The 23,412-nt window shown below is 50.2% G+C and carries 22 protein-coding genes; 16 read left to right on the plus strand and 6 right to left on the minus strand.

Annotated elements, in window-relative coordinates; genetic code table 11:
* Positions 1-71: 71 nt before the first annotated feature.
* Positions 72-521, minus strand: a complete 450-nt coding sequence (locus CVU71_07720; protein ID PKN19387.1) for a nucleoside 2-deoxyribosyltransferase — start codon at positions 519-521, stop codon at positions 72-74.
* A gap of 151 nt (positions 522-672) precedes the next feature.
* On the opposite strand from CVU71_07720, the gene CVU71_07725 reads away from it, so the two are divergent.
* The 3 genes from CVU71_07725 to CVU71_07735 all read left to right on the plus strand — a co-directional run bounded on the left by CVU71_07725 (position 673) and on the right by CVU71_07735 (position 3,132).
* Complete coding sequence (locus CVU71_07725; GenBank protein PKN19388.1) at positions 673-972, plus strand: transcriptional regulator; 300 nt, start codon at positions 673-675, stop codon at positions 970-972.
* A 144-nt stretch (positions 973-1,116) separates the two neighbouring features.
* The gene (locus tag CVU71_07730; protein PKN19532.1) at positions 1,117-2,169 is read left to right on the plus strand and encodes an MBL fold metallo-hydrolase; all 1,053 of its coding nucleotides are present in this window, start codon (positions 1,117-1,119) and stop codon (positions 2,167-2,169) included.
* Positions 2,170-2,178: 9 nt separating this feature from the next.
* Complete coding sequence (locus CVU71_07735; GenBank protein ID PKN19389.1) at positions 2,179-3,132, plus strand: hypothetical protein; 954 nt, start codon at positions 2,179-2,181, stop codon at positions 3,130-3,132.
* A 55-nt stretch (positions 3,133-3,187) separates the two neighbouring features.
* On the opposite strand, the gene CVU71_07740 is transcribed toward CVU71_07735, so the two are convergent.
* Both CVU71_07740 and CVU71_07745 read right to left on the minus strand, forming a co-directional pair.
* Complete coding sequence (locus CVU71_07740) at positions 3,188-4,087, minus strand: hypothetical protein (GenBank protein PKN19390.1); 900 nt, start codon at positions 4,085-4,087, stop codon at positions 3,188-3,190.
* A 3-nt stretch (positions 4,088-4,090) separates the two neighbouring features.
* Positions 4,091-4,741 carry a hemolysin gene (locus tag CVU71_07745; protein PKN19391.1) on the minus strand — a complete coding sequence of 217 codons (651 nt, stop codon included), beginning with the start codon at positions 4,739-4,741 and terminating at the stop codon, positions 4,091-4,093.
* Positions 4,742-4,976: 235 nt separating this feature from the next.
* Here CVU71_07745 and CVU71_07750 point away from each other — a divergent pair, with 235 nt between their 5' ends.
* From CVU71_07750 to CVU71_07770, 5 genes are all read left to right on the plus strand, one after another.
* On the plus strand, positions 4,977-6,608 hold the full coding sequence (locus tag CVU71_07750; protein ID PKN19533.1) for a peptide-binding protein: 1,632 nt from the start codon (positions 4,977-4,979) through the stop codon (positions 6,606-6,608).
* A 193-nt stretch (positions 6,609-6,801) separates the two neighbouring features.
* A complete protein-coding gene (gene lexA, locus CVU71_07755; GenBank protein PKN19392.1) occupies positions 6,802-7,389 on the plus strand; it encodes a repressor LexA in 588 nt (195 codons plus the stop codon).
* 29 nt (positions 7,390-7,418) lie between these two features.
* Positions 7,419-7,649 carry a hypothetical protein gene (locus CVU71_07760; protein PKN19393.1) on the plus strand — a complete coding sequence of 77 codons (231 nt, stop codon included), beginning with the start codon at positions 7,419-7,421 and terminating at the stop codon, positions 7,647-7,649.
* 115 nt (positions 7,650-7,764) lie between these two features.
* Positions 7,765-8,475, plus strand: coding sequence for a DNA alkylation repair protein (locus CVU71_07765; protein PKN19394.1), 711 nt, complete (start codon positions 7,765-7,767; stop codon positions 8,473-8,475).
* Between the two features lie 164 nt (positions 8,476-8,639).
* A complete protein-coding gene (locus CVU71_07770; GenBank protein PKN19395.1) occupies positions 8,640-9,317 on the plus strand; it encodes a hypothetical protein in 678 nt (225 codons plus the stop codon).
* Between the two features lie 78 nt (positions 9,318-9,395).
* On the opposite strand, the gene CVU71_07775 is transcribed toward CVU71_07770, so the two are convergent.
* A complete protein-coding gene (locus CVU71_07775) occupies positions 9,396-10,988 on the minus strand; it encodes an AAA family ATPase (protein ID PKN19396.1) in 1,593 nt (530 codons plus the stop codon).
* A gap of 254 nt (positions 10,989-11,242) precedes the next feature.
* A complete protein-coding gene (galE, locus tag CVU71_07780; GenBank protein PKN19397.1) occupies positions 11,243-12,235 on the minus strand; it encodes a UDP-glucose 4-epimerase GalE in 993 nt (330 codons plus the stop codon).
* Positions 12,236-12,444: 209 nt separating this feature from the next.
* Here galE and gldA point away from each other — a divergent pair, with 209 nt between their 5' ends.
* Both gldA and CVU71_07790 read left to right on the plus strand, forming a co-directional pair.
* The gene (gene gldA / locus CVU71_07785) at positions 12,445-13,542 is read left to right on the plus strand and encodes a glycerol dehydrogenase (GenBank protein PKN19398.1); all 1,098 of its coding nucleotides are present in this window, start codon (positions 12,445-12,447) and stop codon (positions 13,540-13,542) included.
* Positions 13,543-13,553: 11 nt separating this feature from the next.
* Positions 13,554-14,072 (plus strand): hypothetical protein, encoded by a 519-nt coding sequence (locus tag CVU71_07790; GenBank protein ID PKN19399.1) that lies wholly within the window; start codon positions 13,554-13,556, stop codon positions 14,070-14,072.
* A gap of 182 nt (positions 14,073-14,254) precedes the next feature.
* Here the strand turns inward: CVU71_07790 and CVU71_07795 are convergent, their stop codons facing one another.
* Entirely contained in the window at positions 14,255-16,279 is a 2,025-nt protein-coding gene (locus tag CVU71_07795; GenBank protein PKN19400.1) for a sigma-54-dependent Fis family transcriptional regulator, read from the minus strand.
* A 251-nt stretch (positions 16,280-16,530) separates the two neighbouring features.
* Between CVU71_07795 and CVU71_07800 the strand changes: the two genes are divergently transcribed.
* The 6 genes from CVU71_07800 to CVU71_07825 all read left to right on the plus strand — a co-directional run bounded on the left by CVU71_07800 (position 16,531) and on the right by CVU71_07825 (position 23,334).
* Positions 16,531-16,803, plus strand: coding sequence for a hypothetical protein (locus tag CVU71_07800; protein PKN19401.1), 273 nt, complete (start codon positions 16,531-16,533; stop codon positions 16,801-16,803).
* Positions 16,804-16,809: 6 nt separating this feature from the next.
* A complete protein-coding gene (locus CVU71_07805; GenBank protein ID PKN19402.1) occupies positions 16,810-17,313 on the plus strand; it encodes a hypothetical protein in 504 nt (167 codons plus the stop codon).
* 104 nt (positions 17,314-17,417) lie between these two features.
* Entirely contained in the window at positions 17,418-18,629 is a 1,212-nt protein-coding gene (locus CVU71_07810) for an acetyl-CoA C-acyltransferase (protein PKN19403.1), read from the plus strand.
* A 68-nt stretch (positions 18,630-18,697) separates the two neighbouring features.
* Entirely contained in the window at positions 18,698-20,500 is a 1,803-nt protein-coding gene (locus CVU71_07815) for an acyl-CoA dehydrogenase (protein PKN19404.1), read from the plus strand.
* A gap of 17 nt (positions 20,501-20,517) precedes the next feature.
* Positions 20,518-21,957 (plus strand): 4-hydroxybutyryl-CoA dehydratase, encoded by a 1,440-nt coding sequence (locus CVU71_07820; protein ID PKN19534.1) that lies wholly within the window; start codon positions 20,518-20,520, stop codon positions 21,955-21,957.
* 42 nt (positions 21,958-21,999) lie between these two features.
* Positions 22,000-23,334 carry a butyryl-CoA:acetate CoA-transferase gene (locus CVU71_07825; protein ID PKN19405.1) on the plus strand — a complete coding sequence of 445 codons (1,335 nt, stop codon included), beginning with the start codon at positions 22,000-22,002 and terminating at the stop codon, positions 23,332-23,334.
* The last annotated feature ends 78 nt before the right edge of the window (positions 23,335-23,412 follow it).

Genomic DNA, 23,412 nt, shown 5'->3' on the forward strand with positions numbered 1-23,412 from the left:
AATCCCCCTCGCGCCACCTCGCGTCACCTTCAGGTGATCAGGTGATCAGGCGGTTAGAAAAGGGAGCTAATTCAAGTTTTACGCAAATCCCCGCTGATTCCTTCGGCAGTCGCTCTGATGAACTCTTCCATGATTTTTTCAGCTTCGTCCATGGAAGAATATACGGTCGTCTGTATTCCGGGGCTGCCGGCAATCATGGCGGACAAGGGCCGCCCCGGCATGATCCGATGAAGGCACAAGACAGGCTTTTTTTGCGCCGTCGCCCATCCCAGTTCATACCCCACACCCAGGGATGGCACCGTCACTTCGGCCACAACCAGATCGCAGGTTTCAAGCCATGCCATATCCCGGTTGTGGATATGCCCGTCATTTGGGCCATCATCACCCGCCACCGAGAGAGAGGCATTACCCACATGCTCGGTTAATACTTCCCCGAAAGATTGCAGCCGCTTAATCATGGCGTCATAGATCGCGGCGTCACGGCGCCCTGCCCGGATCGATCCGGCAAAATAAATTTTCATGCATTCCTCATCCGCTGCTCTATGGAGCAACTTTTGCTTTTGATACCACTGAAGGACAGGCGGGTTCAATAAATATATTGACACCTGGCAAAATGCCCGGTATAGTCAATTCGACAGTTATCGAAATGAATAATTCAGAAAAAGGGTGCCCATGGATACTAAACAACTGGCCAAAGTCATGAAAGCGCTTTCCCACCCTAACCGGCTGGAGCTCTATCTGGAAATCGCCAAAAAGCAGGAAACGAGTTATCAGGCGGAAAACGATGAATGCTACGTTTCTGATATTATGAGCTGCCTGAATATCGGCGCGCCGACCATATCGCATCATCTGAAGGAACTTACCAATGCTGATCTCATTGTTACCGAGCGCAGAGGCAAATTCGTGATCGCCAGAATTAATCAGGAAACCATGCAGCAGGTCAAGCAGGCGTTGGGCATTAAGACGGAGTAGATATTTTTTTAAGCTTGGCAAATTGGAACTATGAGAAGAATAACCATTATTTTATGCGTCTTAATTGCGGCACTGGTAATTTACTATATGAATTGTGAATCGTCTTATGGAGAGAACGACAATGAAACCCGAAAAGAGTCCATCATGAAATCAAAAAATTTTCAGGGCGATAAGTTTGTCAATCCGATCCCTACAACCATCAGTAAACCCGGCACCCTTTCCAGCACACTATGGAAATGGATCAGCGGGGATGAAGACCGGCAGCCCCGATTTAAGATAGAGCCATTTAAAACAGATGCCGATCAGTTAAATTCTTTGCCCGCTTCCGGTTTGCGTGTCACATGGATCAGCCATTCCACGGTGTTGATAGAAATTGACGGAAAGCGCTTCCTGACCGATCCGATGTGGAGCAAAAGAGCTTCGCCTTTTTCCTTCGCGGGCCCAAGTCGTTTCTTCGATCCTCCGCTTGCGCTTGATAAACTTCCCAAAATCGACGGTGTTATTATATCGCACGATCATTACGATCATCTTGATGAAGCAACCATCATCAAACTAGGGAAACAGGGCATCAATTTTTACATGCCGCTTGGCGTTGGAGAATATCTGGAAGAATGGGGAATACCTGCCGGACAGATTCATGAACTGGACTGGTCGGATTCCATCATGGTCGGCGAAAACCATAAACTGACCGCAACTCCGGCATGTCATTTCTCAGGAAGAAGTTTATTCGGCAGAGATAAAACACTCTGGGCTTCATGGGTCATTGCCGGCGCAAAGCATAAAGTATATTTCGGCGGCGATTCCGGCTACTTCCCCGGCTATAAAGATATCGGAGAAAAATACGGACCATTTGATTTAACCATTCTGGAAATAGGCGCTTACCATCCCAACTGGGGGGCCATTCATCTGGGCCCGGTAAATGCTGTAAAGGCGCATATAGACCTTCAAGGAAAAATATTATTACCTGTGCACTGGGGAACTTTTACTTTAGCGCTTCATGAATGGGCCGCACCCGTAGAGGAACTTATTGCGGAGGCCAATAGTAAGCACATTGCTTTGATGCTTCCCAGGCCGGGGCAACCATTGAGTGTCCCTAATCTGGCATTTAACTCCGAGTGGTGGAAACCACGTGGAATGGCCAAAAGCAATGAACCGGAAATAAACCCGTCTAAACTTGATTTGATAAAAGAAAATTAGGGAGGCCCTATGGATACAAGACGTGACTTCATCAAGAAAAGTGCTGTTGTGGGTGCTGCGCTGTGTCTTCCCCTTTCTCTGACGCGTGAAGGCCGCGCCGCCTATCCTGAATTAAAAACGCGCAGCCCGAAAAAGGCATTGGTGTTGTGGCACAGTCAGACGGGTCAAACCAGCCGCTATGCCAGACTGATCGGCTGCATCCTCAAAGGAAAAGGACTTGCAGCAGATGTGCGCGATATGCAGGAGTTCAACAAAAGCGCGCTTACCGGTTACGATCTGATTATTGTCGGCACGCCGGTATTTTATTATGACACCCCCGCCAATGTCATCGGGTGGCTGGAAACCATTCCTGCCATTTCGGGGACACCGGTTGCCGCCTTCGTTTCTTTCGGCGGCCCGGAAGGCAATCAATATAACGCATCCTGCCACATCCTCAAACTCCTGGCGGAGAAAGGCGGCGTTCCCACAGGCAGGGATGCCTTCCGGAATATTGCTTCATATCCAACACCTGATTGGAATACCCCTCTTCAAACAGCCGGACAGCATCTACCCGACGCGGCAACTTTTGAGCAGGTGCGCCGCTTTACGGCAGGAACTCTGGAACGGATTGCCCGGGGTGAAACAGTTTCCATTCGTTATGAATTGGCTTTAAGGGAAGCTTTTCAGGTACTGCCTCTGGTTTGGCTGAACAAAAAAGCCATCAACAAGCACACGGTTGATGCGGCCAAATGCATCGGTTGTCAAACCTGCGTTAAAAAATGCCCGGTCAATGCCATCAATCCCGCCAGACAAACGGTTGATCGGGACAAGTGCCTCGCCTGCTTCGGCTGTCTGAATAATTGCCCTGCCGATGCGGTAGTGATGGAGTATCGAGGCAAGCGTCTTTATGGTTTCCGGGAATATTTAAAACGAAAAAGAATCACCATCATGGAGCCGCCGGAATTTAACACGTGCAGCCTGTGATGATGGAGCGGCCGCCCCAGGGCGCTGACGGGGACGCCTTGAAACTGTCCCGCATTTATTTTGAGGATTTAGTCAGACCATACATCGCAAGAAATGATTCTACATGTTTGAAAACTTCGAGGGCGATCCCGCCTCGCACAATTCCGTGTCGGTTAAAATCAATCCAGACAAAATGCTTTTGGTCCGTGCCCAGACGTTGGAATATTGCCGGCCCGCTTTGGGGTGCGACTTTAGGATCATTCTTTGCCTGAATGACCAGCGCCGGAATGCCAATGCCGGGAAGCAACCGGCGGACTTGTCTCATGAGGGTTTTTACCTGAACAAAAGCGCTGACCGGACATCGCAGATAATTGATGTGAGGATTGTCCGCATCGTTTTTCATAAACTCGATGGCCAGATGTCGCAGTCCCAGAAGAATGCAAAAATGATTGAACCCGTTCAGAAGTTCGGCAAATCGGGATGAAAAGCTTTTAAACTGCAGCGGCGCACTGATGGCAATGACGGCCTCAAAGTCACGGGGTTTCAGAATAACCGATTGCAGAGCAAGACCCGCACCGGTTGAAAAACCGGCGATCAGAATTTTTTTACAGCATGTTTTCAGAATGGCATGGCCGCGATCAACTGAATTCAGCCAGTCGTGGCAGTTGCGAACCGAGAGATCTTCAGAGGATGTTCCGTGACCCGAAAGCCTCGGCGCATAAACGGTCAGACCTTTGGCATGCAGAAAATCCGCCCATTCTCTTACTTCCGCAGGCGCAGCCATAAGCCCGTGAATGAGCAGCACGCCCGTATCCGAATCAGGCGCATGCAGAAAAAAGGGCATCCCGATATCCGGAGGTTTGCTTTCTCCCGCCGTGTAGTTCTTTTCATACTCTTGAACAAACAACGCCGACTCGCGGGACAGAAGTTTCTCCGTTGCGAGGCCTGGTTTGGTGAGGGGAAGTGCCGTATCCATTAATCAGGCGCCAAGATGGGAATAAACTCCGTAAATCATCGCATAATGCAGGACTCCGCCGATCAGCACCATAATGTGAAAGACTTCATGGAAACTGAAAACACCCGGAATTATCCTGGGCTTTTTTATGGCGTAAATAATGGCCCCTGCGGTGAAAGCAAGGCCGCCTGAAACAAGGAGAACTGCCTGGGATGATGACATATTGGCCAGCATTTGTTTGATGGTCAAGAGCGCGGACCAGCCCATGGATAGATAGATAATCGCATACAGTTTTCTGGGCGCTCGCGGGAAAAAAATCTGGGAAATCACGCCAACACCCACCAGACTCCACTGGAAGGCAATCATCCACCATTTGTACGGATCCTCCAGACAAAAATAGCAAATCGGCGTGAATGTTCCCGCGATCATGAAAAAAATGGCCAGCCGATCCATTTTTCGCCAGAAGGACAGTTCATTCTCTTCTTTTTTAAAGGCATGATACAGCGTGCTTGCCGAAAAAAGGAAAACAACGGAAATTCCATAAATAAGCGCGGTAACAAGACCGGAGGCAGACTTACTGGCTGCTATTGCCAGATAGATTGTGCCGATAACGGCGGCGACCATCCCGGCAAGGTGTGAATAAAAATTAAAACGCTCCTGTGTCTTGACCTTCATAACGATCTCCTTCGGAAAATAAACATATTTTCAATCTCCGCTTTAGAATGTATTCACAAATCCATTTTAAAAGCGAGGATTAAATATAGAAGTTTTATTGATGGGGTTGTATGTTCAAATGGCAGCAATTACATAGAAATTATTAATGGTTTCTACCGCTTCCTGGATGGAATGGCAACGGGAGAGATATAAAATCATATTGCAAAGACAGGTTTCCTGGGCTATGAAAACCAGTATGCTAAAAAAATATTTCTTCATCATCTTGTTGGTTGTGTTTGTCCTGGCCGGGTGTGATAAGACGCCTTCACAAAACAATGTCCACAAACAGGCCAACAAGCCTCCCGCCTATGGGGATATTCTGGTACAGGGCACCATCGGGGATGCCAGCAACCTGATTCCGCTTCTGGCATCCGATTCGGCGTCTCACGCCGTAGGCGGCATGGTCTTTAACGGACTGGTCAAATATGACAAGAACATGAATATTACCGGAGATCTTGCTGAATCCTGGGAAATCACAAACAATGGTCTGGTGATCACGTTCCATTTGCGTAAGGGCGTCAAATGGCATGACGGCAAGCCATTTACCACAGCCGACGTGCTTTACACCTATCAGGTAACGGTAGATCCCAAAACACCGACCGCTTACGCGGGAGATTTTCAAAAGATAAAAAAAGCCGAAGCACTGGATGATTACACGTTTCGCGTAACTTACGACAAGCCTTTCGCACCCGCTTTAATCAGCTGGTCATCCGCTATTCTGCCCAAACACCTGCTGGCAGGAAAAGACATCACCAAAAGTCCGCTTTCGCGCCATCCCATTGGCACCGGGCCATACAAATTTAAGGAATGGGTGGCGGGGCAAAAGATTGTGCTGGTTTCCAATGAGAATTATTTTGAAGGGCGTCCTTACCTTGACGGACGGATTACACGCATTATTCCCGATACCGCCACCATGTTTCTGGAACTGCGCGCCCGGAATATCGGCATGATGGGGCTCACGCCACTGCAATATACAAGGCAGACGGACAATAATTTATTCAAAGAGAATTTTAACAAGTATCGCTATCTCGCCTTTGCCTATACGTATGTGGGTTATAATCTCAAAAATCCGCTCTTTACGGATAAACGGGTCAGGCAGGCCATATCATACGCCATTAATAAAGACGAAATCGTCAGCGGCGTGCTTCTGGGATTGGGCAAACCCGCAACGGGGCCATACAAACCGGGGACTTGGGCGCATAATGACAAGGTAAAAATTTACAATTACGATCCGGCCAAAGCACGCGACCTGCTCAAACAGGCGGGCTTTGCGGATCAAAACGGTGATGGCGTTCTGGAGAAAGACGGCAAGCCCTTTGTATTTGAAATCCTGACCAATCAGGGCAATGAAACCCGGCAGAAATGCGCGGAAATTATTCAGCGTCAACTGAAAGAAGTCGGCATCACTGCAACAATCCGCATTCTGGAATGGTCGGCATTTGTGACGGATTTTATCAATAAACGGCGCTTTGACGCGGTCATCCTGGGCTGGACGATTCCGCTTGACCCTGATGCCTATGATGTATGGCATTCCAGTAAGACCGCACGGGAAGAGCTTAACTTTGTTTCCTATAATAATCCGGAAGCCGACGATATGCTGGTGAAGGGCCGTAGCACCTTCAATCAGGACGAACGTAAAAAATATTATGATCGTTTTCAGGAAATCCTGGCGGAAGATCAACCTTATACATTCCTCTATGTTCCCGATGAATTAATCATTATATCGAAAAGCATCCGCGGTATAGAGCCCGCCCCTATCGGCATCGGCCACAACATCATCAAGTGGTATGTCCCCAAAGATGAGCAGAAGTACACCATGACCAGATAAGCTCTATCCGCAAATACACGCATCCGTCATCTCTCCCTGATAATCTGACAACCTGATAACCAAAGATCCCATGAGGTCCCATACGCATGGCATGCCCTTGTATTCGTTATATTTCCTCCCCGCATGATCGATAAGGTTATACCGCGCAAAAAAGTGCTTGACAATAGAACGCACGTTCTATATATAAAGGGCCATGAAAAAAACCCGTGACATAAAATCCATTGAACAAAGCCTGGTTGCTTTTTACCGCAACCAGAAACGCATGCCCACTTACACCGAGATGATGGATCTTTTCGAGGTGCGTTCGAAAAGCGTTGTATCCTACTGGATCGAGAAGCTGATCGAAAAAGGCATTCTGGAGAAAGACGCGCAGGGCTTTCTCAAACTATCGGGAATTTCCTTCGGCATTCCCCTGGTCGGCAATGTTGCCGCAGGCCTTCCCGTCTCAGCCGAAGAAAGCGCACACGATGTCGTATCCATGGATGAATACCTCGTGGATAAACCGGATTCCTCCTTTCTGTTGCGCGTTACCGGCGACTCAATGATCGGCGCCGGCATCATGGAAGGCGATCTGGTTATTGTCGAGCGGAACCGAACCCCTAAAAAAGGCGATATTGTTCTGGCCGAAGTCGATGGCCAGTGGACCATGAAATATTTCCAAAGGCAGGGCAGGGAAATTGTTCTGGAAGCAGCCAACCCGGCTTATCCAACAATATATCCCAAAGAAGAACTGAAAATAGGCGGCGTGATCACCGCCTCCGTCAGAAAATATCTGATGTAACCCGGATCAAGAGACAGGGAGTAAAAGTCATGCAGACCTCAACCGGTATTTCTACCATGCAGATGGTGTTGAATGAAAATCAAACCGCAATGTCACATCGGGAATCGCTCACGGCAATGATGCGCAAAGCGGAAGCAACAGACTGGGACCTGCTGATCGTAAAGATCGACAAACAGATTTCCAGGGCCGGCGCAGTTGTTCTGTCTTTGTCGGCCTTGTACTTCATCTCCATTTTCGTATCGAAGCTTTTCCATGTCTGAATCAAGCGCTATCTGTGTTGGCTTGCGTGCCCCCAAACATGGGGGTTGTCGCGATATCATCATTGATTTAGAAATGGAATTATTGCTATAGAATCCTTCGCCATCCAAACCAGCTATGACAGCACAGGAAATCAGCAAAATTCTACGAAGACTCGCCGATCCGCAGATAGCCGGACACTCGCAACGGTTTTTTAAGACGGGCATCGGCCAATACGGAGAGGGAGATCGTTTTCTCGGCATCCGGGTGCCGGTGCTGCGGGAACAGGCGAAAAAATTCAAGAATGCGCCGCTGGGCGAGGTTCAGAGCCTCCTCAAGTCCGTCTGCCATGAAGAACGCCTGTGCGCATTGTTATTGCTGGTGCAAAAATTTTCTCAAGGCAACCCCGCCAGTCAAAAAGCCGTCTATGAATTGTATTTGAAAAATACCCGATACATCAACAACTGGGACCTGGTTGATCTGTCCGCGTATCGGATTGTCGGCCCGTGGCTTATGGATAAAGACAGACAACCGCTTTATACCCTCGCACGCTCTAAAAGCCTCTGGGAAAGGCGTATAGCGATCATTGCCACTTTTCACTTCATCAAGAACAGGCAATTTGACGACACCCTGGAAATTGCCGGATTACTGCTGACTGACCGGGAAGACCTGATGCACAAAGCCACAGGCTGGATGCTGCGTGAAGTGGGCAAGCGGGATTGCATGGTGGAAAGAAATTTTCTCAATGCGCATTATCATCAAATGCCCCGCACGATGCTGCGCTATGCCATAGAAAAGTTCCCGGAAGACGAACGGTCGAAATATCTGAAGGGTCTGATGACGGCCTGAAACACTTTACCTGCAAAATTAATCGCGCCGTCATTGTCGAAGACGATTTTACCCGATTAAGACCAGAAATTATTTGATTAAATTCGATCATTTTATTATGCTGCATCATAAGGCAATATAATGCCTGACCAGGCAGCATTTAAAATACGATTTATGAGTCATTAATGTTAAAGATACCGGAACTGAAAATCGGAACGCGAATTGATGTCGTTTTCGAAAATGAAATCAATACAAGCGGCGCCCATTATATGAAGGCCCTGGTTTATGATTACGAAAACAGCAATATCATTATTTCGCAAACATCTCCTGCATTAACCCGTCACTTCCTTAATCGCAGAATGTTGGTTACTTTTTTAGGCAATGTCGAAACACGCACTCTGCGCTTCGGCCTTTCGGCGCGGTTCATTGATTTGATTGCCAATTATCAGATTTCCGCAAACAATAATGTGGAAGCGCTTGTTCTGAAGCCATACGGAAAACCGGATCTGCTGGATTTCCGCATGCATTTCCGCGTTAAACCGCCTTCGCAGAGCAATATCAGCCTTTTTTTCAAAGAAGAAAAAATTAATTTAATTGATATCTCCATCGGCGGAGCTAAATTTTCCTATCCCAAATCAAATTTGTTCCTTTACGGGAATATCGTAAAATTTAAATTAATCATTGATTCCACGGAATTTAACATAGAGGCCAGAGTGTGTAATGCATCGCCCCCTCAGGATAGAACCAACCTCCAGTTTATCGGTATTGACTTTGAACATGACAACCGGCAACTGGATACGGCGCTGGGCAGGGCCATTCTCGCCATTGAAAGACAGATGCTCAGCGAAGGGAAAGTCAATTAGCCCATAACGACGGAAGCGGTCTGATCAAATAAAGCGTCCAACGTCCGCGGCAGGCTATTTTCGCAGACCCTGCACCGGTTAATCCTGCAATAACGATTCTTGTCCCGGCTCGGTAATTTCCAGAATTTTATCCACGTTGAAAATGCGCTTTTCCCTGCGGGCCAGGCAGAAAGCGGTGAGTCCCAGATAAGGGTGTCCTTTGTATTCCATTTCACCCATCAACAAGGGACGGACGATCCTGCGCGTTTTTTCATCCTGTCCCTTGAGGTAGAGGATTTCGATGTTCTTCTTTTCGATGATCGCTGTTTCGATCATTTGCAGCTTATCTTCGCGGCTGAAGGTTCTGGCGGCCTGCGCGTATTGAAGACCCGTCAGAAATTTCACCACCTGCCAGTCCATCATAATGTGATTTTTCGTGAGCGGCTGTTTAAGAACAATGCCACCAAGCGTCGTGCAGCGCGAAAGAGCCACATACATCTGTCCGTGGGCAAACGTGCCCCGCCCCACATCAATCACCACGTTTTCAAAAGTTTTCCCCTGGCTTTTGTGAATGGTGACCGCAAAGGCCAGACGAACCGGATACTGCGTAAACGACCCGACTTCCTCCGAACGCAGCTCTTCGTTTTTCAGAAAGAACCGGTAGATTTTCCAGGTATAGGGGGAAATGCGAACCGTGTCGCCGTTGTCCAGCTCGGCTACAATCACATCTTCGCCGTCGTCATCGGGTTCGAACTTTTTGATCTTGCCGATGGTGCCGTTGATCCACTGTCCGAAGGAGTCATTATTGAGCAGCATGATTTGCGCCCCTTTTTTCAGTTTCAAATCCACGGCCGTCGGCAGATATTCCCTGCCGAAATCCCCCTCTATCCGGCCTGCGGCTTTCCAGATCTTCCCCGTCAATTCAGCCAGACGTTTTTCGTTGATCGTATCAGCCAGAGCATTGGTGCTGGTAAGCGACAGATAGAAGGAACCGGGTGGCGCTTCAAACTGCGGATCGCAGCGTTTGTTAAATTGCGCCAGATCTTCATCCGTCACGGAGCGGTTGCGGATGGTGTTGAGCAGCCGGACAAATTCATCATCTTTCTGGCGATAGACCTTTTCCAGTTCGACATATTCAATGTCCAACTGGTCAAAACATTTCGCGCTGAAAAAATAGGGCGTCGGGTAATGGCTCTTAAAGATGTCCCGCTCCGCAGACGTGACCACCGGCGGCAGTTGATACAGATCACCGATAAAAATCATCTGAACGCCGCCGAAAGGCTCTTTTTCATCCGGACCGTTGAGACGCAGGAATTTGTCGATGCAGTCCAGCAGGTCCGCGCGCACCATCGACACCTCATCGATCACAATGGTGACCAACTTTTTGTAGATGGTCGATTTGTCTTTTTCCGATTTCTTTTTTCTTTTGATCGACGCCGCCGTTACATTCGGCTTGAAATGAAAAAAGGAATGGATCGTTTGACCTTCAACATTAACCGCCGCCACACCCGTCGGCGCCAGAATAACCGCTTTCTTTCCGGTGTGATCGCGGAAATATGCAAGCAGCGTCGACTTTCCCGTACCCGCCCGCCCGGTAATCAGGATATTTCTTTGCGTCTCCTCCATCAGCGCAATCGCCCGCTGGAATCCGGAGTTAAAATCAATCTCGACCGGTTTGGATTTTTGAATCATGATATTTTCCCGTATGGCATGTCTATTCATAAACACAATTCGCCCCGGCATTCAATGATGATTATGTAATTTTTAGACCAACGCCAGCCATGAATAAGGCGAGTCTGACAGGATGACCGTCTAATGGTGGCAAGAGATCAAGCGAAGTTCGGGCTGTTTTGACCAATTAAACAGGGAATACAAAGGGGTTGTCCTTCATTGCTGCCGGAGCGACTGCTAATCTTTGACACCGGCCATTTTGTACCGTTTTTGGATCAACGTATTTGTTTGAGTTTATCGGCGAGTTTTAATTCCCATTTCCAGGCCGTATCGATGATGAACTCCAGATTGTCGTAACGGGGCTTCCAGCCGGTCATCCGGCGCAGCTTTGTGCTATCGGCAACCAACTGTGCCGGGTCGCCGGCCCGTCTTGATGTTTCCACTACCGCAAAATCGATGCCGGTAACCTTCCTGGCCGTTGTCACAACATCCCGAACCGAAAATCCGTGGCCGTATCCACAATTCATAACTTCCGCCTTTCCTGTTTCCAGCAGATAATTCAGGGACAGCGCATGAGCTTCAGCCAGATCATTAACATGAATGTAGTCCCGGATGCAGGTGCCGTCAGGAGTGGGATAATCAGTGCCAAATATTAATAGTTCGGGGAATTCGCCGCGGGCCGTCTTCAGCGCCCGGGTCATCAGGTGGGTTGGTTCCTTATAGGCCTGGCCGATAAGACATCCCGGATCAGCCCCGGCAACATTGAAATACCGCAGGGCGATGTACCGGAAATCGGTTGCCTGCGTCAGGTCTTGCAGGACCTGTTCGACCATAACCTTGGAGGCGCCGTAAGGATTAATCGGCCGCAGGGGTTCATTTTCATCGACGGGGGTTTTCTCAGAAATGCCGTAGACGGCGGCCGTGGAGGAATAAAGAAAATTATTGATGTTGAATTTCTGCATGACGGCCAGAAGATTCAATGTGTTGATGACATTGTTCCGGTAGTATTTGAGCGGCTCCCGAACGGATTCTTCCACCTGGATTGAAGCCGCAAAATGGATGACGGCGTCAGGTCTGAAACCATCAAGAGTTTCACTGAGCAGTTGTGTATCGGCAAGATCACCTTTGACCAGACGTCCGTAAAGAACGGCCCACTCATTTCCCGTGGAAAGATTGTCGTACGTCAATATTTCATGCCCTGCCTTCCCCAATGTTTGCAGAACATGACTTCCGATGTAGCCGGCGCCGCCGGTAATGAATAGTTTCATCTTCTTCCCCATTTGACCGTATTAGAGACAGCCTGTTGACAGCTTCAATCATTTACAGCATCATCCCTGAGAAATCAACGGGATACTGTTGCAAAAAATATATTAATGCCATGATGTCCGCGGAACGTGGCAGACTCGGGCAGGATGATGATTTGATTTTCAAGAAAGACTGGTGTAACAAACCATCAGACCAATGAAGGAGGTCAACGATGTTTTTGAAATCGGTTTTCCCCGGAAAATACATCCAGGGCGAAGGAGTCTTAAACCAGTTGCCCCATTGGGTGCAGTGGTTCGGCAAAAAAGGATTGATCCTGGCGTCGCGCTCGGCAAAAGAAAAAATACTTGGCCCCTGTGCTGATGCGTTAAAGGCTGACGCGATTATTATCGACTCGTTTCATGGGGAGTGCTGTGAAAAAGAATTGAACCGGCTGGCCGGGGTTATTGATCGCGGGCAGGCGGACGTCCTCATCGGCATGGGCGGCGGCAAAGCCATCGACACGGCAAAAATCGCCGCCGACCGGGCTCAAATCCCGGTCATCATCGTTCCCACTATTGCCTCGACGGATGCACCCTGCAGCGGCTGCGCCGTCCTTTATACGGAAGCAGGCGCATTCGATTCCGTTTATTACCAGAAAACCAACCCGCAGGTGGTGCTGGTGGACACAACCGTCATCGCCGATGCTCCGGCGCGCTTTCTGGTTTCCGGAATGGGCGACGCGCTGGCCACCTGGTTTGAAGCCAGGTCCTGCGACCGCACGCAGTCGCCGAACGCCTGCGGCGGATACAGCACACTCGCGGGACTGCATCTGGCCAGGCTCTGTTATGATACGCTGCTCACATACGGCGCCGCCGCTAAAATTGCCGTCGAGAAACATATTGTGACAAAAGCATTGAGCCATATCGTCGAGACCAATATCCTGCTCTCCGGCATCGGGTTTGAAAGTGCGGGACTTGCGGCAGCCCATTCCATTCACAACGGATTGACTGCGCTTCCGGAAACCCATTCGTTTTACCACGGTGAAAAAGTCGCCTTCGGCGTTTTGACGGGATTGCAGCTTACCGATGCTTCACCTCAGGAATCGGCAGCCGTGTTTTCCTTTTGTGAGGAAATCGGCCTGCCGACCACGCTTGCCGACATCGGTCTTGCCAACGCCGGTCGGGAAGACCTGATGAAAGTGGCGCGGAAAGCCTGCGCACCCGAGGAAGGCATCCATCATGAAGCAGGCGAGATCACGCCTGAAAAAGTTTTCAACGCGATGCTGGCCGCGGACGCCACAGGGGTGTCCAGAAAAAAAGGTTTACGATAACGGAGGGATGTATGAAAAAGATATGGATGACCATGCTGGTTGGTTTGGTATGTATGAGTATATTTTGTTTGCCTGCCGCGGCGCAGGCACAGGGAAAAGCGCATGTTGATATTGCGGCGCAGGATCTGCTGATTAAAAGCGAGGTGGAAACTGCGGTCAGCATGCTCGCGGCTATTTATGCCCGGCATCAAAAGGGAGAAATGACCCTGGCGAAAGCCAAACAACTGGGATCCAGCCTGCTCAGGGAACTGCGGTACGGAACAGATGGATATTTCTGGGCCGATACAAAGGAAGGCGTCAATGTTGTATTATATGGCCGCCAGGATGTGGAGGGAAGAAACCGGATCGGGGATAAGGACGCCAAAGGCGTTTATTATGTGAAAGAATTTCTGGCCAGCGCGAAAGCCGGCGGCGGATATGTCGAATACCAGTTTACCAGAAAGGGACAAACCATAGCGCAGCCCAAGCGATCCTACGTACTGGCGTTTGAACCGTTCGGCTGGGTTGTCGGCAGCGGATACTATCGCTGAAAATAATCAAAGAACGGCAAAAAAATAAATCATGAATGGCTTACGGACGCTTATATTGATGGCAGGATCCGGCATCACCGGTTTTCCTTCCGCCGGAGTCATTGCTTAAAAAATGCTTTTAACCCTCAGATGCCGTTGACTGTTATGGCCAAGAAATCGACGACGACGCCTCGTGTAAAGGCTTATTCAAGATTATAGCGTTCCAGCTTGCGGTAAAGGGTGCTGCGGGATATTTTTAACTTCTTGATGATTTCGCTTTTGGACATGTTCAACTGCAGCATCTTGACAATCATCTGGCGTTCAATGTCCTTTGTCGCCTCAAACTCTTCACTGATCAGCGGCGTTTGTTTCTGAAAATGAAAGATTTCTTCCGGGATGAGATCGGCGGTCAGTTCATTGGTTTGAGAATAGTTCATCATGCGTTCAATGACATTTTGAAGCTCCCGGACATTACCCGGCCATGGATAGTTCATGAAAATATTCGTGACTTTTTCGTCAACCCGGTCAATGCCTTTTTCCATTATTTTGCTGTGTTTATTGATGAAATAATCGATCAGCAGGGGGATATCGTCCAGACGTTCCCGCAGGGGAACCATATTGATGGAAAAGACGTTGGCGCGATAATACAAATCCTCGCGGAAATTTCCCTTCCGTACCTCTTCTTTGAGATGCCTGTTGGTCGCCACAATGATGCGCACATCCACCGGCCGCACACTGGATCCGCCAATTCGCACAATGGATTTGTCCTCAATGACCCTTAAGAGAGCAGCCTGCAATTCCAGGGGGGTTTCCGCGATTTCATCCAGAAATATCGTTCCTCCGTCCGCCAGTTCAAACTTTCCCTGGTTGCCGCCGCGCTTTGACCCGGTAAACGAACCCTCCGTGTAGCCGAACAGTTCACTGGAAATCAGATCCCTCGGTATGGCGCCGCAGTTGATGGCCACGTAAGGACCGTTTCTGCGTTTGCTGGCATTATGAATCGCCTGTGCGAAAATATCTTTGCCCGTACCGCTTTCACCCAGCAGCAGAACGTTGGAATTGCTTTGCGAGACCATGCGGGCCTGCCGGATGGTTTCCAGAAAGCCCTGATTCATCCCGCAGATATCTTCGAATCGCAAATTGGCCTTGGCGCCGATCATTTTGGTCACCAGCATCTTCGCGCGTTTGATTTCATTGAGGATGATGATCTTTCCCATCAGCTCCCCGTTGTTGGATAAAATGGGATTGCTGGTCAGCGTATAGTCTTTTGCCACATCATCGGAGAAAATCCGCACTTCAACATCGATCAGGGATTGATTCTTTTCGATCATCCGAAAGAATTCGCCGTTTTTATCACCGAAAACCTCGTGGATATTTTTATGCTCCACCCATTTGTTCTGCGAAAAAAACATGTTCTTGGCATTGTCATTCATGAGTGAGATGAGGCCGTCATTATCTATCGCGATCAGCGCTTCCGGAATGGATGAGATAACGGTCTTCTGATAGCTGTTGGCGACATGAGCCTCGATCAGAGCTTTATTGATACGGAGTTCGTTCTCGATGGCCATGGCCGCCGCAACCGTCATCCCCAGCGTGTGAGGGTTGACTTTATAGTAGAGGCCCGTCATGACAAGCCCTCCGATGAATTCGCCTTCCGGATTGAAAATCGGCGCACTGGAACCCGTCTCCCGGTGAAAATTCCGGCAATAATGCTGACAGCCGAAGATCTGAATGGGCCTTTGTACTTTTAACAGGGTCCCGACGCCGTTTGTCCCGGCCGACTCTTCACCCCAGTAGGCCCCCGGCACGAAATTACCGGTTCTGGCATGCGTGATAACGTGCTCGTCGCCGATAATTTCCAGCAGATAACCTTCATGGTTGAACAGGACAACGATGATCCCCGAGCCTTCCACAAACTTATAAAGATGCCGCATAAACGGCCAGCTGATCTTGATTAAGTCTTTGTTTCTGTTTTGCAGGTCCTGCAAACGGTTTCCGGTCAGGACGTTGTTGATGACCGCTTTTTTCGGATTGACACCATAATTTTTACAGCGGATCCACGACTCCAGAATTTCATTCGGGATAACGGCTTCGTCCAGTTCAGTGCCGCCACTGATGAATTTTTCCCATTCTTTCCGCGTGCGCTGATGCTCTTCATCATAATTGACGATTCTCTGATCCGCGACAGGTAAATTACGCTTCTTTGGCGAATTTTTTGGTTTTTCCATGTTTTCCCCCGGCCTGAAGATCACTATTCCATATTGACACAAATTAGCATTGCATATCCCATTATGAGACAACTAGTTGTCTCATAATGGGATGGATTTTTAACCATAGAATCAGGCAACAAGCAAGTAAATTTTTAATTAATAACAATAACAATGATATACAAATGTTTTAACGGTGAAGCATCTATGGCACAAGGCATGCAAATTCATCAGTAAATCGGCGCGGCATTTGCCCGCAACAGGGAAAGGAAATGATCTCAAATTTTATGGACTGCATGGAAAAATTCAGGATTGAGGGCAAAGTGGCCATTATAACGGGTGGCAGCAAAGGGCTGGGCCGGGCAATGGCTTTGGGGCTGGCCCAGGCCGGGGCCAGGGTTGTTGTGGCGAGCAGATCGCTTGATCTGATCGAACTCACCGCCAATGAAATCATCAAAAAAGGCGGCCAGGCGATTGCCATGCCGGTGGATGTCAGCAATCCCCAAAGCATCGAGCGGCTGGTCGCTCTTACCCGGGACTACTAGGGTCGTGTGGATGTTCTCATCAATAATGCGGGGATCGCGCCCATGAAAAAAGCCGTTGATACGACCCTTGAGGATTGGGAGCATGTCATGGACACCAATCTGAAATCAGCTTTTTTACTTTCCCGGGGCGTCGGCAAAATCATGCTGAAGCAGAAAAAAGGCAAAATCATCAACGTCGGATCCATTCTGGGAAACATGGCCGCCAGTATTGCCATGCCCTACTGCGTTTCCAAAGCGGGCATCGCCCATATGACAAGAGCGCTGGCGCTGGAATGGGCGTCATCCGGCATTAATGTCAACTGTATTGCCCCGGGTTTTTTCGAAACGGAAATGACCCAATATCAGCAGCAGAATAAATCGCATCGGAAATTCCTGAACTTTAAAATCCCCTTCAAACGCCTGGGCAAGCCCGAGGAGATTGTAGGGGCTGCAATTTTTCTGGCTTCGGAAGCCTCCGACTACATGACCGGGTCCACTCTGGTGATCGATGGCGGATATACGATCTGGTGATGCCGGGTTTGCGAGAAGACAGCCCCCGGGAACATTGTAAATCAATCACAGCAAAGATCCCGGAGAAACATAACAATTAAACAAATAAGGAGTCTGTTGTACCCATGGATAAAAAAGATGAAGTCGTAATTGTCAGTGGCGTGAGAACGCCGTTTTCCAGGTTTGGTTCCATGCTTCGCGATATACACAGCATGGATCTCGGAATTATTGCCATCAAGGCGTGTCTGGAGCGCTCAGGACTCACGGGCGGCGATCTGGACGAATTGTACTACGGGATGTGCATCCAGTCGGAGGCGGCTTTGAATTATAATGTGATCGGGCGGCAGGCCCTGCTGAAAGCCGGGTTACCGGACGACCTTCCCTCCCTTACGGTAGACAGGGCCTGCTGTTCCTCTCTGGTTTGCGTCCAGCTGGGCCAAAAGTCGATCCGCCTCGGTGAGTCCGAAGTCTGCATGGCAGTCGGGGCTGAAAACATGAGCAACACGCCGGTTGTCTTAAACGGCCACCGCTGGGGACGGGGCTTGGCGCCTGTAACCATGGTCGACCATCTCAATCCGATTCAATACAATGGATTTGGCATCCTCGCTCGGGATGCCGGTGAAGTGGCCCTGGAGCATGGCATTACCCGGGAAATGCAGGATCAGTGGGCATTGGGGTCTCAGCAGAAATATCAGGCCGCAAAGAAAGCCGGCAAGTTCGCCGATGAAGTCGTGCCTGTCGAAATACCGCAGAAAAAAGGGCCGGCCAAAATGTTTGCCGAGGATGATTTTCCCCGGGCCGATTCCACGATCGAGGGCCTCGCCAAACTGAAACCCGTATACGGAAGCCCGACCGTCACGGCCGGCAACGCACCGGGGCTTGATGCGGGGGCATCAGCGGTGATCATCATGAAAAGATCCCGCGCCGACGAAATGGGCGTAAAGCCGCTGGCCACCATTTTGTCCATGGCCAGTATGGCCCGCGAACCCAGGCGGATGGCGGAAGTGCCGGGTTATGCGATTCAACAGGCCTTAGCGCGGGCCGGTCTCGCCATGGAAGGCGTCGATGTTTTCGAAATCAATGAGGCATTTGCCGCCATGCCGCTGGTGTCGGCGAAAATCATGGCCAACGGCAATAAAAATCAGTGGACGAAAATCATGGACAAGACGAACCCCAACGGCGGCGCCATTGCCATGGGACATCCCGTTGGCGCCAGCGGCGCGCGGATATTGCTGACCATGATGTATGAACTGAAAAGGCGCGGCGGCGGCATCGGCGCCTGCGGTATCTGCGGAGGCCTGGCCCAGGGTGATGCAGCGGTTATCCGAGTTGACTAGATTAGCAATATCCAATCAAAAAGATCAAGGCCGGGACATACCGGCCACAAGGGAAAAGGATTTTAAAAATGGGAAATAAATTAATGGACCTGCGGGATACCCGCTTTGTTCTGTATGAACAATTAAACGTCGAGGACTTATGCGAGGCAAAACGGTTTCAGGATCATTCCAGAGAAACGTTTGAAATGATCATATCGGCTGCGGAGAAGCTGGCCGTAAATGATTTTGCGCCCGCCAACAGCATCGGCGACAAGATCGGCTGCCAGTGGCAGGACAACCGGGTCACGGTTCCCGAAGCTTATCGGGCGCCCTTTCAGAAATTTTGTGAAGGCGGATGGATGAGCCTGCCGGAGAATTACAATGTCGGCGGGCAGCATGTTCCTCTTTCTATCCACTATGCGTGCAGCACAATGTTCTTTGCCGCCAATCATTCCCTGACCGGATACACGGGGCTGACCCACAGCGCAGCCAAGGTCATTGAACTCTACGGTACGGATGAACAGAAAAGAAAATACATGATCCCTCTTTATGAAGGCCGGTATGCCGGTGTCATGGACCTGACGGAGGCGCAGGCCGGGTCAGACGTGGGCGCCGTGAGAACCAGAGCCGTCAGGAACACGGACGGCACTTATTCTATTACGGGCAGCAAAATCTTCATCACCGGGGGCGAGCAGAACCTGACTCAAAACATCATTCATATTCTGCTGGCCCGGATTGAGGGGGACCCCGAAGGCACCAAAGGCCTTTCCTGCTTCGTCTTGCCGAAGATCAGGGTGGCCCAGGACGGCGCGCCGGGAGAATTCAACGATATTACCTGTTCGGGAATCGAGCACAAGATGGGCATGAAAGGTTCCGCCACGGCGGTGTTGAACTTTGGCGACAACGGCAACTGCCTGGCCGAACTTCTGGGCCCCGAACGAAAAGGCATCCAGGTCATGTTTCACATGATGAACGAGCAGCGGATTCTCGTCGGCATGCAGGGCATGGCGCAGGCCGGAACGGCCTATCTTCACGCCCTTCATTTTGCAACGGAGAGAAAACAGGGAACGGCTTTCGGCGCGGCAGGCTCCGAACAGACCGCCATCATCGCCCATCCCGATGTGAGGAGAAGCCTGTTTTGGATGAAAGCCTATACGGAAGGCATGCGGGCTCTTATTTTATATACCATGCATTGCATGGACTGGGAGGCCGTGACGCTCAACAAAGAGGAAAAACTCAAATGGCAGAATCTGGTCGAGATCCTGACGCCCATCTGCAAGGCCTACTGTTCGGACAAGGGTTTTGAAACCTGCGTGAAAGCCATCCAGGTCCACGGCGGTTATGGTTATTGTCATGAATACAAGGTTGAACAGTGCGCCAGGGACAGCAAGATTACGTCCATTTACGAAGGGACAAACGCCATTCAGGCCCTGGATCTTTTCGGCCGCAAAATCAGAATGAAAAAAGGCGCGGCTCTTGCCGCTCTGCTGGATAACATGAAAACGGCCATTGAAGAAGCGAAGGGGATTGCTGATTTGTCTCATTATGCCGCCGAACTTGAAAAAAGCATTACGGCCCTGGAATACCTGACGACGGAGCTCCTGTCCGCAACGGAAACGGATGATTCATTTCTCGCCTATTCCTGGGCGTCGCCTTATCTGGAAATTGTGGGGGATGTCGTGATGGGGTGGATGCTGATCTGGCAGGCTGCCATTGCCTCCCGAAAAGCCGGGAACGGCAACGGCGATGAAACATTTTATACGGCAAAAACCCTGACGGCAAAATTTTATATCAGTTCGCTATTGCCCGCGGTTTACGGAAAGATTCTGGCCATCCGGAAGAATGACCGCTCTTTGCTGCAGATGACGGAAGCACTTTATACACAATCATGAAACAATGGGGGAAGAACATGATCAAAACAAAGCAGGATTATATTGAAAGTCTAAAGAAGCAAAATTTGAATGTCTATTACAAGGGGAAACGCGTGGAGGATGTCACCACCCATCCGGCGCTGATTCCCCATATCAACGCGGCGGCAAAGACTTATGAACTGGCGCTCCGGCCGGAAAATGAAGATCTGATGACGGCCACCAGCCATCTCACGGGAAACAAAATCAACCGTTTTACGCACATTCACCAATCCGTGGATGATCTGATCAAAAAAGTTTTAATGCTCCGGCTCATCTCTCATGAAACGGGAAGCTGTTACCAGCGATGCGTCGGATTTGATGCCATGAATGCCATGTACTCAACCACTTATGAGATCGATGAGGCCAAAGGGACGTCATACTTCAAACGATTTGTTGAGTTCTTAAAGTACATTCAATCGGAGAACCGGATGGTCGTCGGTGGGATGACAGACCCCAAGGGCGACCGGTCCAAACGTCCCGGTGAACAGTCCGATCCGGATCTGTTCACGCATGTCGTAGAAAAAAGGGACGACGGCATCGTGATTCGGGGAGCGAAGGCCCACATGACAGGATCAGTCAACAGCCATGAAATCCTCATCATGCCTACTCAGAACATGGCGAAGGGAGATGAAGCCTATGCCATCGCTGCGGCCATTCCTCTCAATTCACCCGGCATTACCCTGATCTTCGGGCGTCAGTCCAATGAAGAAAGAAAGCTCGAAGACGGCATTGATGCCGGCAACACGGAATTCGGAGTCGTCGGCGGAGAGGCCCTCATTATCTTCGAGGATGTGTTTGTTCCCTGGGAAAGGGTTTTCATGTGCGGCGAGATCGATTTCAGCGGGATGCTGGTCGAGAGGTTTGCCACGCTGCACCGCCAGAATTACGGGGGATGCAAAGGCGGCGTGTCCGATATCATTATCGGCGCCACGGCGCTGGCCGCCCAGTACCAGGGAACGGCGGGCGCTTCCCACATCAAGGACAAGCTCATCGAGATGATGCATCTGACCGAAACGGTTTATGCCGGTTCCGTCGCCTGCTCTGCCATGGGCTCCAAAACAGCAAGCGGCTCCTTCTATCCCGATCCGCTGCTCGCCAATTGCACCAAGCACAACATTACCCGGAACATCTATGAAATATCGCGTCTGGCCCATGATATCGCGGGCGGGATCATGGCGACGCTTCCTTTTGATCAGGACCTGAGAAGCGCGGAAACCGGAAAGCATGTCCGGAAATATCTGGCAGGCGTGGAAGGTGTGCCTGCGGAAACACGGATGAAAATATTGCGATTGATTGAGAACATGACGGGCGGAACCTGCCTGGTGGAGAGCATGCACGGCGCCGGTCCCCCTCAGAGCCAACGGGTCATGTATCAGCGTCTGGGCAATCTGCCGCAGAAGATCAAATGGGCAAAAAACCTGGCTAAGATTAATGAATAAATCAGCAATCAAATATACCAAGGGGCAATAGGAGGAAGACAAATGGGTGTGATGAATGAGTATCAGAGCAAAGTGGTATCTCCGGAAGAAGCGGTGAATGTTGTAAAATCGGGCGACAAAGTCCATTACGGGCATTTTGCCATGTCGCCGACCTTTCTGGATCCCTATCTGGCAAAACGAAGAGACGAATTGCAGGATGTGAAAGTTTACGGGGTGACGTATCCGGGACTCGCGCAGGTGGGCGCCTGCGACGAGACGCGGGATCACTTTATGTATCACTCCTGGCATTTCAGCGGCGGCGACCGCATCCTGCATGACAAGGGCCTGTGCAATTATATTCCGATGCTTTACCAGGAAGGTCCGGAACTCATCAGACGCTATGTTGAGCCGGGAGTGGTCATGATCAAAGTGGCCCCGATGGACGACCATGGCTACTTCAACTTCAGCGTTTCCAATTCCGACACCTATTGTTTTGTCAAGAAGGCGACCAAGATGATCGTCGAGGTCTGCGACAAAGCCCCCTATTGTCTGGGCGGCAACAATGAAGCGGTTCATATATCGGATGTAGACATGATCGTCGAGACGGACAACAAACCGTTGATCCAGGTGCCTTTCATTCCGCCTTCCGACGTGGATAAAGCCGTTGCGGCTCATGTCATGGAACTGATTGAAGACGGATCGGTTATTCAGCTGGGCATCGGCGGCATGCCCAATGCCGTGGGAGCAATGCTTGCCCACTCCGATCTGAAAGATTTGGGATGTCACACGGAAGTTCTGGTGGATTCTTATATCGACATGTTTGAAGCGGGCGTGATGACCGGCCGCCGCAAAGCCTTTGATCAGGGCAAAATGGTTTATACCTTTGCCCTGGGTTCTCAGAGATTATACGACTTCCTGCACATGAACCGGTCAGCGGCCAGCTGCTCCGTGGATTATACCAATAATGTAAATGTCGCCTCCGCGCACGATAAACTGGTCTCCGTCAACAACGCCATCGAGATTGACCTTTACGGACAGGTCTGTTCCGAATCATCCGGCATCCGCCACATCACCGGCACGGGCGGCCAGCTGGACTTCATCAATGCGGCCTTTAAATCAGAAGGTGGCAAAGGCATCGTTTGCCTGTCTTCTCTCAAAGAAAGCAAAACCGGCGAAAAGAAATCCCGCATCGTTCCCACCTTGAGCCCCGGCGGCATTGTAACGGTTCCCCGCACGATGACGCATTATGTGATAACGGAGTATGGCGCGGTGGATCTCAAGGGCAAGAGCACGTGTGAACGCGCCGAACTCCTGATCAGCATCGCCCATCCCGATACCCGCGATGAGCTGATCAAAGCAGCAGAGCAACAGGGTATCTGGAGATGTAACAAACACTAGCCGCCTGTTTGCATAAGTTCGCCTTCTGTCATTTCGACCGGAGGGAGAAATCTTTTCAACGATTTTAAAGATTTCTCA

Source organism: Deltaproteobacteria bacterium HGW-Deltaproteobacteria-6, assembly GCA_002840435.1.
Taxonomy (GTDB): domain Bacteria; phylum Desulfobacterota; class Syntrophia; order Syntrophales; family Smithellaceae; genus UBA8904.

What these genes read in the sequence shown, in the direction of transcription:
- CVU71_07720 (PKN19387.1), bottom strand. Translation starts at nt 521, where the DNA reads ATGAAAATTTATTTTGCCGGATCGATCCGGGCAGGGCGCCGTGACGCC.
- CVU71_07725 (PKN19388.1), top strand. Translation starts at nt 673, where the DNA reads ATGGATACTAAACAACTGGCCAAAGTCATGAAAGCGCTTTCCCACCCT.
- CVU71_07730 (PKN19532.1), top strand. Translation starts at nt 1,117, where the DNA reads ATGAAATCAAAAAATTTTCAGGGCGATAAGTTTGTCAATCCGATCCCT.
- CVU71_07735 (PKN19389.1), top strand. Translation starts at nt 2,179, where the DNA reads ATGGATACAAGACGTGACTTCATCAAGAAAAGTGCTGTTGTGGGTGCT.
- CVU71_07740 (PKN19390.1), bottom strand. Translation starts at nt 4,087, where the DNA reads ATGGATACGGCACTTCCCCTCACCAAACCAGGCCTCGCAACGGAGAAA.
- CVU71_07745 (PKN19391.1), bottom strand. Translation starts at nt 4,741, where the DNA reads ATGAAGGTCAAGACACAGGAGCGTTTTAATTTTTATTCACACCTTGCC.
- CVU71_07750 (PKN19533.1), top strand. Translation starts at nt 4,977, where the DNA reads ATGCTAAAAAAATATTTCTTCATCATCTTGTTGGTTGTGTTTGTCCTG.
- lexA (PKN19392.1), top strand. Translation starts at nt 6,802, where the DNA reads ATGAAAAAAACCCGTGACATAAAATCCATTGAACAAAGCCTGGTTGCT.
- CVU71_07760 (PKN19393.1), top strand. Translation starts at nt 7,419, where the DNA reads ATGCAGACCTCAACCGGTATTTCTACCATGCAGATGGTGTTGAATGAA.
- CVU71_07765 (PKN19394.1), top strand. Translation starts at nt 7,765, where the DNA reads ATGACAGCACAGGAAATCAGCAAAATTCTACGAAGACTCGCCGATCCG.
- CVU71_07770 (PKN19395.1), top strand. Translation starts at nt 8,640, where the DNA reads ATGTTAAAGATACCGGAACTGAAAATCGGAACGCGAATTGATGTCGTT.
- CVU71_07775 (PKN19396.1), bottom strand. Translation starts at nt 10,988, where the DNA reads ATGATTCAAAAATCCAAACCGGTCGAGATTGATTTTAACTCCGGATTC.
- galE (PKN19397.1), bottom strand. Translation starts at nt 12,235, where the DNA reads ATGAAACTATTCATTACCGGCGGCGCCGGCTACATCGGAAGTCATGTT.
- gldA (PKN19398.1), top strand. Translation starts at nt 12,445, where the DNA reads ATGTTTTTGAAATCGGTTTTCCCCGGAAAATACATCCAGGGCGAAGGA.
- CVU71_07790 (PKN19399.1), top strand. Translation starts at nt 13,554, where the DNA reads ATGAAAAAGATATGGATGACCATGCTGGTTGGTTTGGTATGTATGAGT.
- CVU71_07795 (PKN19400.1), bottom strand. Translation starts at nt 16,279, where the DNA reads ATGGAAAAACCAAAAAATTCGCCAAAGAAGCGTAATTTACCTGTCGCG.
- CVU71_07800 (PKN19401.1), top strand. Translation starts at nt 16,531, where the DNA reads ATGATCTCAAATTTTATGGACTGCATGGAAAAATTCAGGATTGAGGGC.
- CVU71_07810 (PKN19403.1), top strand. Translation starts at nt 17,418, where the DNA reads ATGGATAAAAAAGATGAAGTCGTAATTGTCAGTGGCGTGAGAACGCCG.
- CVU71_07815 (PKN19404.1), top strand. Translation starts at nt 18,698, where the DNA reads ATGGGAAATAAATTAATGGACCTGCGGGATACCCGCTTTGTTCTGTAT.
- CVU71_07820 (PKN19534.1), top strand. Translation starts at nt 20,518, where the DNA reads ATGATCAAAACAAAGCAGGATTATATTGAAAGTCTAAAGAAGCAAAAT.
- CVU71_07825 (PKN19405.1), top strand. Translation starts at nt 22,000, where the DNA reads ATGGGTGTGATGAATGAGTATCAGAGCAAAGTGGTATCTCCGGAAGAA.